This is a genomic window from Nocardia sp. NBC_01009, from assembly GCF_045208035.1.
Taxonomy (GTDB): domain Bacteria; phylum Actinomycetota; class Actinomycetes; order Mycobacteriales; family Mycobacteriaceae; genus Nocardia.
This window is the reverse complement of record NZ_CP108695.1, coordinates 5,958,709-5,972,913: the sequence shown is the minus strand read 5'-3', so window position 1 is coordinate 5,972,913 and position 14,205 is coordinate 5,958,709. Positions and strand designations below refer to the sequence as shown.

Sequence of the window (14,205 nt, the reverse complement as noted above, 5' to 3'; positions counted from 1 at the left end):
GCCGCGCATCTGGACAGTATTAGTAGGAGAAGTTGTCGATGGCGAATACAGACGAGCTCGAGCAGATCTCTTCCGGGTTGCCTGGTGGGGCGTCGGCGGACGGCATTGTCGATGGTGCGGCGGGTTCGGTTGTGCCGTGGGTGATTTCGGCTAAGAGTGCGGGGGCGTTGGCTGGTCAGGCTGCGAAGCTGCTCGATCATCTGGTTCGGTGTCCTGGGTTGGATCCGGTTGATGTCGGTTTCTCGTTGGTGACGACGCGGTCGATGTTCGAGCATCGGGCGGTGGTGCTGGGCCGGGATATGGATGAGCTGGTCGCGGGGTTGACGGCGTTGGCGCGGGGTGCCGTGGCGTCGGGGTTGGTGACCGGTCGTGTCGCCGTCAGCGGGAAGACAGCGTTTCTGTTTCCGGGGCAGGGTAGTCAGTCGGCGGGTATGGGGTGGGGGCTGTATCGGGAGTATCCGGTGTACGCCGGGGTGTTCGACAGTATTTGCGCCGAGTTCGACGGGGTGTTCGAATTTCCGTTGCGGGAGGTGATTTTCGCTGGTCCCGGTTCCGGTGCTGCGGAGTTGTTGGACCAGACGATGTACACGCAGGCGGGGTTGTTCGCTGTCGAGGTGGCGTTGTTCCGGTTGCTCGAATCCTGGAGTGTGCGGCCGGATTATGTGCTGGGTCATTCGCTGGGCGAGATCACCGCGGCTCATATCGCCGGTGTTCTGTCGTTGACAGATGCCTGCGCACTCGTCGCCGCCCGCGGCCGGCTCATGCAATCCCTGCCGGCGGGCGGTTCCATGATGGCGGTATCGGCGACGGAGGATATCGTCGCCACCGCGCTGGCCGACTACGGTGACAGACTCGGCATTGCGGCGGTGAATGCGCCTGCCGCCGTGGTGGTCTCCGGCGACGAGGACGCAGTCGGAGAATTCGAGCAGGCACTGGCGACCGCCGGAACCAAGACTAGGCGGCTGCGGACCAGCCATGCTTTTCATTCCCGGCGGATGGACCCGATCCTGGCCGACTTCGCCGAGGTCTGCCGCGGTCTCGCCTATCGTGCGCCGGAGATCGAAGTCGTCTCCAATCTGACCGGAAGGCCCGCGGAATCCACCCGGCTCGGTTCACACGACTACTGGGTCCAGCAGCTACGCGACCCCGTTCGATTCCTGTCGGGTGTCGAGTACCTGGGGCAACCCGGAAACGCCGAATATTTCCTCGAAATCGGCCCCGGCGCTGCGCTTTCCGCGATGGTACGCGACAGCCTCGGGTCGCAGGCCGCGCCGCCGCAGGTGGTCGCGCCGCTGCTGCGGCTGAACCGTGACGCGGATATGGCCTTCGTCACCGGGGTTGCGGAGGCGTATGTGGTTGGCGCCGAGGTCGATTGGTCGGCTGCTTTCGCGGGGTCCGGCGCCCGGCGGGTGGGCTTGCCGACCTATGCGTTTCAGCGGAAGTCTTTCTGGCTGAATGAAAGTCCGACCACAAATGTCGGTGCGGCCGGTTTGACTGCGGCGGGGCATCCGTTCCTGGGCGCCGTGGTGAGTTTGGCCCAGGGCGGTGGGGTGTTGCTGTCGGGCCGGCTGTCGTTGCAGGTGCATCCATGGCTGGCCGGGCATCGGGTGGGCGGCGCGATTCTGTTGCCGGGAACGGCATTTGTGGAGTTGGCCTGGTACGCGGGTGGCATGGCTGCGGTTCCGGTGTTGCAGGAGCTGATCCTGCAAGCGCCGTTGGTGGTGCCGGACTCGAGCGCGGTGGAGTTGCAGGTCGTTGTCGACGATGTCGCGGGGTCAGGGCCACGGCCGGTATCGGTGTTCTCGCGGCCTCAGGTTTCCGGTGACGGCCCCGCTGAGGCGTGGGTGTGTCACGCGGTGGGGGTATTGCGCGCCGAGGATGCGGGTGCCGGCGTATCGGCCGCCGCGACGGTGTGGCCGCCGGTGGGTTCGATCGCGGTGCAGCTCGGTGATGTGTACGGCGACTTGGCCGAGGCCGGCTACGAGTACGGGTCGGTTTTCCGGGGGCTCGAATCGGTGTGGCGCCGCAGGGACGAGACGTTCGCCGAGGTGAGTTTGCCCGAGCATGACCAGATGGCGGTGGCAGGGTTCGGGATTCATCCGGCACTGCTCGACGCCGCGCTGCACGCGTTGGTGGTGACAGGCGCTCTCGATGCCGCGAGTGCCGCCGGCGCGATTCGCCTGCCCTTCTGCTGGGAGGATGTCTCGCTGACGGCGATCGGCGCAACCAGTGTGCGGGTGTGCCTGCGGCCCAAGGGTTCCGATCGTTTCGAGATCGAGCTGTCCGATCCGGCGGGGGGACCGGTCGCGCGAGTCGGTGCGCTGACGGTGCGAGAGGTTTCACCGGAGGTATTCGCAGGCGCGGCGCAGCGCTCCTCGGGCGACGAGGCACTCTTCACGACGAACTGGCTCGCGGTTCCGCATGCCGAAGATATTGTGCCGCAGGGTGAATGGACCGCCGCGGCCGACGATGCCCGGCTGCCGCTGGAACGGTGTGTGGTCGAGGGTCGGGAATTCCTGGTTGTGCGATGCTTCTTCGCTGATATCGGCGAGGACGGTGGCCGGCGGGTGCGGGCCGGCATCACCGATGTTCTCGGTCGGTTGCAGGGTCTCCTGCGGGAGCAGCCGGTATCGGTCGTGGTGGTGACCTCCGGGGCGGTCGCGACGCACGGCGTCGAGGATGTCGCGGATTTGGTGGGCGCCGCTGTGTGGGGTTTGGCGCGCAGCGCCCAGAGTGAATATCCCGGACAGATCCGGTTGGTCGATGTCGCGGATCGCGCGGACTATCGCAGCGGGGTCGTCGCCGCGATTACGCAGCGCGGCGAACATCAGGTCGCTATTCGGGGCAGGGTTGTGCTCGTGCCGCGCTTGGCGCAGGCCGGAGCGGATGTCCTGGGTGCTGCGGAATTGGTGACCACCGGCGGTGATTGGCAGCTGATCACGCGCGGGCGCGGGACGTTGCACGGCGACAATATGGTGGTCGCACCCCATGTTTCGGCGGACGGCCCGCTGGAGCCGGGGCAGGTCCGGGTCGGACTGCGTGCGGCGGGCCTGAACTTCCGCGATGTGCTGATCGTGCTGGAGATGTATCCGGTTCCGAATACCCCGGTCGGCAGCGAGGGCGCCGGCGTGGTGCTCGACGTGGCCGACGACGTGGTGGGCCTGATGCCCGGCGATCGGGTGATGGGAATCTTCACGGGCGTCGGTGCGACGGTGGTGGCGGATCAGCGGATGATGGTTCGCATTCCCGAGGGGTTGTCGTTCGACCAGGCGGCCGGGATACCCGTCGTGTTCGCGACGGCGGTCTACGCGCTGCGGGATCTGGCGGCGGTGTCCGCGGGTGAGTCGGTGCTGGTGCATTCGGCGACCGGCGGTGTCGGTATGGCCGCGGTGCAGTTGGCGCGACATTGGGGACTGGATCTGTATGTGACGGCGAGCGTCCCGAAATGGGATGCGCTGCGCGGCCTGGGTTTTGCCGACGACCGCATCGGTGACACCCGGAGTTCGGATTTCGCCGGCAAGTTCCTTCGGAACACCGGTGGCGCGGGAGTCGACGTCGTTCTCAATTCGCTGGCCGGCGACAAGATCGACGCTTCGCTCGAATTGTTGCCACGCGGTGGGCGATTCATCGAAATGGGTGTCACCGATATTCGGGACGCGGATCGGATCGCGGCTCGGCACCCGGGTGTCGAATACCGCCAATTCATGCTGACCGAGGCAGGACTCGACCGTATTCACGAGATCCTGGTCGAGTTGGCGGCACTGTTCGAGATCGGTGCGCTGCGTCCGGTGCCGGTAACGGCGTGGGACGTGCGCCAGGCGCCGGAGGCATTCCGGTATCTGAGTCAGGCGCGGCATATCGGGAAGAATGTGCTGTCGATGCCACGGGGTTTACACCCGGAGGGCACGGTGCTGGTGTCCGGTGGCACCGGCGGTCTGGGGGGCATTCTGGCCCGGCACCTGGTGGCCGAACATGGTGTGCGGCATATGGTGCTGACCTCACGCCGAGGGTCCGCTGCAGCGGGAGCCGTCGAATTGGCGTCGCGGTTGTCGGCGCTGGGAGCGCGGGTGGACGTGGTCGCCTGCGATATGGCGGATCGGTCCGCGGTGAATTCCCTGGTAGCGGGTATCGATCGGGCGCATCCGCTGACGGCGGTCGTTCATGTGGCGGGCGTTGTCGACGATGCGGTCTTCTCGTCGCAGACGCCGGACCATATCGATCGGGCTCTGCTGCCCAAGGTGGACGCGGCGTGGAATCTGCACGAGGCGACTCGCGATATGCCGCTGGACGCGTTCGTCATGTTCTCGTCGATAGCGGGTTTGCTCGGCAGTCCCGGCCAGGCGAATTACGCGGCGGCGAACGCCTTTCTGGATGGTCTGGCCCAACACCGGCAGCGACTGGGTCTCCCGGGGACGTCCATGGCGTGGGGCTTCTGGGAACGGGCCACCGGCATGACCGCGCATCTGAACGATGTGGACCGCGAGCGAATGCGGCGTAGTGGTTTCACTCCGATATCGGATGCCCGGGGTATGGCACTGTTCGACGCCGCGATGGCCGCAGGTTTGCCATCGACGGTGCCGACCCGCCTGGACCTGGCGGCGATCCGTCGGCAGGTCGTCGACGCGGACGACCTACCTCCGCTGTTGCGCGGATTGGTGCGAGTGACCAGACGCGCCTCCGACGGTGATTCGGGTCAGACCTCGAAACTGCAGGCCGGTTTGATCGGGCTCGACCGAGCTGGCCGGGAACAGCTGCTGCTCGACGTGATTCGAGCACACGCGGCCACAGTGCTCGGGCACAAATCCCCCGACGATATTCCCGCTGACTCCGCATTCGCCGATCTGGGATTCGACTCCCTGGGCGCCGTCGAGTTCCGCAACCGAGTACAGGCCGCTACCGGTGTGAAGCTGCCGGTGACAGTCGTCTTCGACTATCCGACACCCGCAGCGCTGGCGCGCTACCTCCGCGAAGTCATCATCCCCGATGAAAACCCGGCGACCCGGATCCTCAGCCAGCTCGACACACTTGCCGCCACCTCGTTGACCGAGGAGCTCGAGGATCGAGACCTCGCGAGTCTCGCGGACCGCATAGAGGAGATGGCCCGGAGAATTCGAGCGAAAATGCCGGACAATTCCATTGCGAGTCATGAGAGCTATCTGGATGAAGACCTGGATTTCGATGAAGACGACTCCCTGTTCGACTATCTGGACCGCTCCGATCCGGTGCTCGACTAGTTCTCTCGTGTCGGCCGAAACAATCAATATGCGTTCAAGAATGTCGATTGAAGTTGAGAGGTCTCACGGTGAAAGAGAATGAGCTCCGCGACTATCTGAAGAAGGCTGTCAAGGATCTGCAGAAGACTCGTCAGCGCCTGCGGGAGCTCGAGGCGAGGGTGCGCGAGCCGATCGCGATCATCGGCATGTCCTGCCGCTACCCGGGTGGCATCGACTCACCGCAGGATCTCGGGGACGCGGTGCTGAACGGCAGCGATCTCATCACCGACTGGCCGACCGACCGAGGATGGGATCAGCTGGTCCGAGAGGGTTTCGGCCCCATCGATTTCGACAATATCGGGAGCCGATCGGGCGGGTTTCTCAGTGCGCCCGGCGAGTTCGACGCGGACTTCTTCGGGATCGGTCCACACGAAGCGCTGGCCATGGACCCCCTGCACCGCCTCGCACTGGAAGTCGCATGGGAGGCAATCGAACGCGCCAGGATCGACCCACGGTCGCTGCACGGCAGCGATACCGGCGTCTACCTGGGCGCAGGCAACGATCAAGGGTATGGATCGCTGGACGCGTGGGGAGATTTCGCTGCCGACGCCGATTCGAAGTCCCACTATCTGACCGGAAATGTCTCGGCGCTGGCCTCGGGCCGCATCTCCTACCTCCTCGGCCTGAAAGGGCCTGCGATAAGCCTGGATACGGCGTGTTCGTCAGCCTTGGTGGCCGTGCATCTGGCAGTGCAGGCGCTGCGTTTGGGTGAGTGCTCGCTGGCCCTGGCCGGGGGCGGGTCGGTGATCGCGACTCCGAGCATCTTCGCATTGCTCGAAGGCGATGTCGGGCTGGCCGGTGACGGGCGGGTGAAGTCGTTCGCGGCCGGCGCCGACGGCACGACCTTCGCCGAGGGTGTGGGCATGTTGATGTTGGCGCGGTTGTCGGATGCGCGTCGTCTGGGCTACGAGGTGCTGGCGGTGGTGCGTGGTTCGGCGGTCAATCAGGATGGTGCGTCGAACGGGTTGATGGCGCCGAGCGGTCTGTCGCAGCAGCAGGTGATCCGCGCGGCGCTGGCCAACGCCGGGGTGCCGGCCGACGAGGTCGACGTGGTCGAGGGGCACGGGACCGGCACTGCGCTGGGGGACATGATCGAGGCGCAAGCGCTGTTGGCGACCTATGGGCAGCATCGGCGGCCAGAGCGGCCGCTCTTGCTGGGTTCGATCAAATCGAACATGGGCCACACACAGCTGGCTTCAGGGGTGGCGGGGGTGATCAAAATGGTGGAGGCGATGCGCTGTGGAACGGTGCCCGCGACCCTGCATATCGATGAACCCAGCTCCGAGGTGGATTGGTCGGCCGGGGATGTGCGGTTGGTGACCGAGGCGCTGCCCTGGCCGGCCGAGGATCGGCCGCGGCGTGCCGCGGTGTCGTCCTTCGGTATCAGTGGCACCAATGCACACGTGATCCTCGAGCAGTTCTCTTCCGAGCTGCCTGTGCAGGTGCCGGAGGCAAGCACCGTCGATGGTGCGGCGGGTTCGGTTGTGCCGTGGGTGATTTCGGCTAAGAGTGCGGGGGCGTTGGCTGGTCAGGCTGCGAAGCTGCTCGATCATCTGGTTCGGTGTCCTGGGTTGGATCCGGTTGATGTCGGTTTCTCGTTGGTGACGACGCGGTCGATGTTCGAGCATCGGGCGGTGGTGCTGGGCCGGGATATGGATGAGCTGGTCGCGGGGTTGACGGCGTTGGCGCGGGGTCGTTCGTCGGGTGAGGTCACTGCCGCTCATGTCGCGGGTGTTCTGTCGTTGAAGGATGCGTGCGCGCTCGTCGCCGAACGCGGCCGCCGAATGCACTCGGACTCGAGCCGGGGAAATGGACACGTCATTGTGTTCGACTCGTCGGAAATCGATGCCGCGAATGTATTTCTTCAAGTCGTCGCGAACGGCTGGATTCGAGGAACCCCGCTCGAAGGAGCGGAAAGGAGGCACGCGGTGGAATTGCCCACCTATGCCTTCCAGAGGAAGCGTTACTGGCTCGGCTCCGGTGACTCCGGCGAGTTGGTTGGTCAGGCTCTGGGAAATGACATTCATGAAGCTGTCGCAGAGGAGGAATCCAATTGAACAGCCATGTCTCGGGCGCCGGCTCCGGCTCACGGCCGGCAGATTCTCCTGGAGAGCAGGAGATCCGTTCGTGGTTCATCGAGACGGTCGCGGAGATGCTGGCGGTACCACGAGCGGAGGTCGACACCACTGTGCCGTTCGCGGAGCTGGGGCTGACCTCCCTGCAGGGAGTGCGGATGTCGGCCGATCTCGGCGAATGGCTGGGCATGCGAATTCGGAATGGAATGGTCTTCGACTATCCCACCATCGATTCGATGGCGCACTACCTTTCGAGCGAGGTCAGCCCGGTGGAGGAAGTTCCGTCGGAGGTGGACGAAGAGATGGATCTGCACGATCAGGATTTCGACGACAGCATGGAAGAGTTGCTCCGCCTGCTCGATGAGGATGTGCGGCGAAGCGCGGTCGATAACGATGGCTCCGATGTTCTGGAAGGCACAGGGGAGTCCGGGTAACCGCTGGTTCTTCGGCTTTCTCCGGTCAGGTCCGGTCAATTCTTCCGCGAGGTATTCCTCGCGGCGTGATGTGGATGGGTTCGCACATGTTCGGTTCATTTTTGGATCTTTTGGCGCTTCGGCAGGCGGAACAAGGGTCTGGTATCGCCTATCGATTCCTGGAAACAGGTGATGTCGGCGGTGCTGTCGATGAACTGACCTACGGTGAACTGGGATATCGGGCGACCGCGATCGGGGCGGTGTTGCAGGCCGAGGGGTTCGCGCAGCGGCGAGCGTTGTTGCTGTATCCGCCCGGGCTGGAGTTCGTTTCGGGGTTCTTCGGCTGCCTTGCCGGTGCCGTGGTGGCGGTGCCCGCACCGCTTCCGCAACTGCACGAAGTCGATCGCGCACTGCGCCGGTTGCGTCAGGTCATCGCGGACGCCGACATTCAGGTGGTGTTGACGACCCGATGGGTCATCGACGCCCTCGTCGCGGTGGTCGAGCAGGTGCCGGAGCTGGCGGCATTGCGGTGGATCGCGACCGACGAGATACCCGGCGATGCCGCGTCGAGCTGGGTCGACCCGGGGGTGGGCCCGGATACGGTCGCCTTTCTGCAGTACACGTCGGGCTCCACGAGCGCACCGAGGGGCGTCGTGGTCACGCACCGCAATCTGCTGCACAATCAGCGGGCGATCGCCGAAGCCATGGACCACAACCCCGAGCGGGTGGCGGCGTCGGACGGTTCGATGTTCGTCAGCTGGCTGCCGATGTATCACGATATGGGTCTGATCGGGCCGGTACTGCAGACGGTGTATGTCGGGACCGGCTCGGTTCTCTTCTCGCCGTTGCATTTTCTGCAGAAGCCGGAGCGATGGCTCCTCGCGGTATCGCACTTTCGGGCGCACAGCAGTGGCGGTCCCAACTTCGGCTACGAATTGTGCGCACGCCGGGTCACTGCGGAGCTGTCCGGGCAGCTGGATCTGAGCCGGTGGCGCGTAGCGTTCAACGGAGCGGAGCCGGTGCGCGCCGGCACACTGCGCCGATTCGCGGATGCGTTCGCGCCGTCGGGTTTTCGCCCGGAGGCATTCCAGCCGGTCTACGGCTTGGCCGAGGCGACATTGCTGGTGACGGGTACTCCGGTCCATCGGGCGCCGACGGTGCTGAATCGTCCCACCGATGCCGACCCGGCCGTTTCTCGTGAGGTGGTGGGGGTCGGGATCCCGCCCAGCGGTGTCACCTTCGCGATCGTCGACCCGGAGCGCCGCGTGGAACGCGGTGACGGTGAGGTCGGCGAAATCTGGGTGGCAGGCGACAGCGTGGCAGCAGGGTATCTGAACGACGAACGCAAGACAGCCGAGGTGTTCGGCGGTGTGCTCCGCGACGGCCGGGGTGGCTTCCTCCGGACCGGCGATCTCGGATTCGTCTCGCAGGGCGAACTATTCGTGGCGGGCCGGAGCCGGGATCTACTGATCATCGACGGCAAGAACCATTACCCGCAGGATATCGAGTTGACGGCCGAAGGTGCGCACGGCTCGGTGCGGCGGGGCTGTATCGCCGCGTTCTCGGTGGAGGTGAGCGATTTCGGCGAACGGCTGGTACTCCTGGCCGAAGTGACCGCGACCGAGTCGGACGAGCTGGACGAGATCCGGACTGCCATCCGGCATGCCGTCAGCGCCGAACACGCCATCGCCATTCACGACATCGTGCTGATTCGACCGCGGACCATCTTCAAGACGAGTAGTGGCAAGATTCAACGCCAGGCCTGTCGTACGGCGTATCTCGACGGGGAGCTGGATGCGCTCGGACTGCCGTCGGATGCGGTGGCCGTGGAGAGCCGGTCCGTTGCCGCGGCAGCGTCGGCGTCGGCGTCGGCGTCGGCGTCGGAGATTCAGGCATGGCTGGTGGCGACGGTGGCCGATGCGACCGGCCTGCACCCGGATCGGATAGCTGTCGACCGCCCGCTGGCCGAATTCGGTATGGGCTCCAGTGGTTTGGTCGGGCTGACGGCCAGGTTGGCTGAAATGATCGGCAGGGACGTCGATCCGAGTCTGATCTTCGAGCATCCGACGATCGCGGCGATCAGCGCCGAGCTCGGCGACAGGAGTCCGTTGCAGGCCGGCGAGCGGCCGAGCGTCAGCAGCGGCGACGCCGTGGCGATCGTGGGAATGGCATGCCGATTGCCCGGCGGTGCGGACGATCCGGAAGCGCTGTGGCAACTGCTGGCCGATGGCCGCGATGTCATCGGCGAGGTGCCGGCGGGCCGTTGGCACCTCGACGGGCTGTACCACCCGGACCCGGACGTGGCCGGTACGACATACACGCTGCGCGGCGGATTTCTCGACCAGATCGACGAATTCGATGCCGCCTTCTTCGGCATCACGCCGCGGGAAGCGGCGGCGATGGACCCCCAGCAGCGGCTGCTGCTGCAGACCAGCTGGGAGGCGATCGAACGTGCCGGACGTGATCCGCGCACCTTGAGTGGCACGTCTACCGGTGTATATCTCGGGTTGTACGGCAGCACCTACCTCGCCGGTGCGGAGCTGGCCCAGCTCGATGGCTATGTGGGCACCGGTTCGGCGACCAGTGTAGCGGCCGGTCGGATCGCCTATCAGCTGGGTTTGCACGGTCCGGCGGTGACCGTCGACACGGCCTGTTCGTCATCGCTGGTGGCGCTGCATCTCGCGGCGCAGGCATTGCGTGCGGGTGAATGCGATCAGGCCCTCGCGGGCGGGGCCACGGTGCTGGTGGGCCCACAGACACATGTGGAGTTCAGCAGGCTGCGGGTGATGTCGCCGTCCGGAGTGTGCAGACCGTTCTCCGCGGACGCCGATGGCATGGTGTGGGCCGAAGGTTGCGGCGTCGTCATGCTCAAGCGTCTCGATGATGCTGTGCGCGATGGTGATCCGGTGCTGGCGGTGCTGCGGGGCTCGGCCGTCAACTCCGATGGCCGCAGCCAGGGCCTTACCGCACCCAACGGCACAGCGCAGGAACGGGTGATTCGCGCGGCGCTGGCGGCGGCGGGGCTGGACCCGGCCGATATCGACTATGTCGAGGCGCACGGCACCGGAACGGCGCTCGGCGATCCGATCGAAATGCGAGCGCTGGCAAGGGTGTTCGGACCTGGTCGCGAGCCTGGACACACAGTCGGCGTGGGTTCGGTGAAGTCCAATCTCGGGCATGCACAGGCCGCGGCGGGGATCGTCGGTGTGATCAAGACGGTGCTCGCTTTGCGACATGAGACATTGCCGGCATCGCTGTATGCCGACCGCCCGATGAGGCGGATCGATTGGACGAGCAGTGGTGTCGCGCTGCAGAACCGGCCGGCGCGGTGGCTGCGCGGTGCTCGGCCTCGGCGAGCCGGCGTGAGCTCGTTCGGAATCAGCGGCACCAATGCGCATGTCGTCCTCGAGGAAGCGCCATCGGCTTTCGTCGAACCGCACAGCGCGGGCGCCGCGGCGTTGTTCCCGGTCTCGGCCCGCAGCGATGCCTCGCTCCGGGGTCAGCTCGCACGCCTGATCGGCCTGCTGGAGTCGGATCCGGACCTCGACCTGCCCGCGGTGGCGCGGTCACTTGCCCTGCACCGCACGCACTTCGAGCGCCGGACAGTAGTGATAGCCGCCGATCGTGCGGAATTGCTCGAGGGGCTTCGGATGGCCTCGCTCGGTGAGCAGACGCCGGACTCGGTGGGTCCCGAGGACACGGTGGTCTCGGGCAAGGTGGCGTTCGTATTCCCGGGGCAGGGATCGCAATGGATCCATATGGGTCGGGACCTGTGGTCGGAATCCCCGGTGTTCCGAGCCGAATTCACCCGGTGTGACGCGGCATTGCACCCGAGAACCGGCTGGTCAGCCGTGGGTGTGCTGTGTGGTGATGCGGCCGCGCCTCCGCTGCAGGGCGACGATGTCGTGCAGCCGATGCTGTTCGCGGTGATGGTGTCGTTGGCTGCGATGTGGCGGGCGGCCGGCGTGCTGCCGGACGCTGTCATCGGCCACAGCCAGGGTGAGATCGCCGCGGCGTATGTCGGTGGCGCCATCGGACTGGAGGCGGCGGCAGCCGTTGTCGCCCAACGCAGCTGCGCGCTCGCGACCGTCAGTGGCGGTGCGATGGCGGCGGTCGGTTTGCCCGTCGCGGCGCTGCAGCCCAGGCTGGGTAGCGGGGTGTCGGTGGCTGCGGTGAACAGTTCCGCGTCCACCGTGTTGACCGGTGACCGCGAGGCCTTGACGACCCTGCTGGCCGAACTGGAACAGGAGAATGTCTTCGGCCGTCTGCTGGCCGTGGATTACGCATCACACGGCCCTGACATGGATCCGCTGCGGGAGCGACTGGCTGCCGAGTTGGCCGGGATCGTCACCGGTCCGGCCGCGATCACGTGGTACTCGACGGTCACCGGTGAACCGCTGCCGGCCGAACCGCTCGCTGCGGACTACTGGTATCGCAATCTGCGAGAGCCGGTCCGTTTCGCCGACACGATCGAGCGGATGATTGCCGACGGCTACCGGTTCTTCGTCGAGTCGAGTCCGCATCCGACCTTGACCACGGCCATCGAAACCGTTGCCGCGGACTGCGATCGCGCCGTCGTCGCGGTCGGCACACTGCGCCGTGGCGAGAGCGCTCCGCGTTGTCGTGATCGTGCTCTGGCGCAGCTGCATGTCGGTGGTCTCGGGCTGGATTGGGCACGACTGCTGCCCGCGGCCGGCCGCGCGGATCTGCCCACGTATTCCTGGGATCCGCGTGCGTACTGGACCGAGCCGAGCGGGGTTGGCGGGAGCGGGTCGGGGCTGACCGCGCTCGGCCATCCCATACTGGGTGTGGCAGTGGCACAACCGGATTCCGGTGGCGTGGTGGTTACCGGCAGGTTGACCACGGCGTCGGCCGGTTGGCTTCGTGACCACACCGTGGGGGGCTCGGTGCTGGTGCCCGGTGCGGCTCTGGTCGAGCTGACCATGCGAGCGGGCGATGAAGTGGGCTGCCCGGTGGTGGCAGAACTCGTACTGCACGCGCCGTTGGTCGTGCCGCCTGCGGGCGGGGTGCAATTACGTGTCGTGGTCGGCGCCCCGGAGCCGGGTGGGGCACGCGCGGTGTCGGTGTACTCGCACGACGAAGCCGGGATCGCGGCCGGTGAGCAACAGTGGATATGCCATGCATCGGGTGAGTTGTCACCGGATACGGCGGCGGTGTCGATGCCCGAGTTGGCGGCCTGGCCGCCCGTTCATGCGGTCGCATCCGATATCGAGCACCTCTATGCCGACTTCGCCGAGCGGGGATACGAGTACGGGCCGGCGTTCCAGGGCGTGCGTGCGGCCTGGCGGCGCGGCGCGGACGAGGTGTTCGCCGAGGTGGCGTTGCCGGAGTCGCAGGACGCCGGCCGATACAGTCTGCACCCCGCGCTGTGGGACGCGGCGGTGCAGGTCATTGCGCTGGCAGGCTTCGAACCGGCCGACGGTCTGGTACTGCTGCCCTTCTCCTGGTCGGGGGTGCGGATACATGCGGTCGGCGCGACGGCGCTGCGGGTGCAGCTGGCTCGCATCGGCGACCGGCAGGTGCGGGTTCGGATGGCGGATCCCTCCGGCGCGCCGGTGGTTTCGATCGAGTCACTCGCTGTGCGTGATGTGCCGCTGTCGCGGTTCACCTCGACCGCACCGGCACCCAGAACGCAATTCGCGGTGGAGTGGGTGCCGCTGCTGTCGCAGGACGCCGCGTCCGGGCCGTGGGTGGACATCGACGATTCGGGCTGGGTCGAGACCGCGGGGCAGCCGGTCTTGGTGGTGCGTCCGATCGGCGAGTCAGACGCTGCCGCAACCGATCTGGCGGCCTCGGCTCGGGCTGCGGTCGCCACGGTGCTCGAACGGGTACAGCGGTGGCTGTCGACCGGTCCGGATATCCCGCTGCTGGTGGTGACCTGCCGAGCGGTATCGACGCGCGGCGAGGACATCGGCGATCTGTGCCATGCGCCGGTGTGGGGTCTGCTCCGTTCGGCTCAGACGGAGAACCCCGAGCGGATCGTGCTGGCCGATGTCGAGGACTGGACACAGGTCGATGCGGTGGTGGCGGCGGCGATATCGGCCGACGAGCCGCAGTTGGCATGGCGTGACGGTGCGGTACTGGTACCCCGGCTGATCAGGGATGACGGACAATCCGCCCTCACCGTTCCCGTCGAGGGCGACCACTGGGGTCTGGTCACCCTGGGCACCGGCACACTGGATACGGACAACCTCGCCCTGCGGCCATGGCCCGCAGCGAATCTGCCGCTCGGTCCGCGCGAGGTACGCATCGGCGTGCGGGCCACCGGTATGAACTTCCGCGACGTGCTCATCGCGCTCGGCACCTACCCCGATCCGGGGGCCGTGGTAGGCGGGGAAGGCGCGGGTGTGGTGCTCGAGGTGGGCGAGGACGTGGTCGACCTGGCTCCGGGCGACCAGGTGCTGGGGGTTTTCGCCGGTGCCG

At 66.4% G+C, this 14,205-nt stretch carries 2 protein-coding genes and 2 pseudogenes; all 4 read left to right on the top strand.

Annotation, left to right across the window (positions count from 1 at the left end; all coding sequences use genetic code 11):
• The first annotated feature begins 38 nt into the window (after positions 1-38).
• On the top strand, positions 39-5,234 hold the full coding sequence (locus tag OHA42_RS26780; protein ID WP_406230579.1) for an SDR family NAD(P)-dependent oxidoreductase: 5,196 nt from the start codon (positions 39-41) through the stop codon (positions 5,232-5,234).
• 68 nt (positions 5,235-5,302) lie between these two features.
• Positions 5,303-6,985: pseudogene (locus OHA42_RS26775) on the top strand (type I polyketide synthase); the annotation flags it as partial.
• A gap of 440 nt (positions 6,986-7,425) precedes the next feature.
• Positions 7,426-7,782 carry an acyl carrier protein gene (locus tag OHA42_RS26770; protein ID WP_406239626.1) on the top strand — a complete coding sequence of 119 codons (357 nt, stop codon included), beginning with the start codon at positions 7,426-7,428 and terminating at the stop codon, positions 7,780-7,782.
• Positions 7,783-7,850: 68 nt separating this feature from the next.
• Positions 7,851-14,129 (top strand): annotated as a pseudogene (locus tag OHA42_RS26765) (beta-ketoacyl synthase N-terminal-like domain-containing protein); the annotation flags it as partial.
• Between the last annotated feature and the right edge of the window lie 76 nt (positions 14,130-14,205).

Coding starts and splice junctions, on each gene's coding strand:
- OHA42_RS26780 (WP_406230579.1), top strand. CDS start 39: ATGGCGAATACAGACGAGCTCGAGCAGATCTCTTCCGGGTTGCCTGGT.
- OHA42_RS26770 (WP_406239626.1), top strand. CDS start 7,426: ATGCTGGCGGTACCACGAGCGGAGGTCGACACCACTGTGCCGTTCGCG.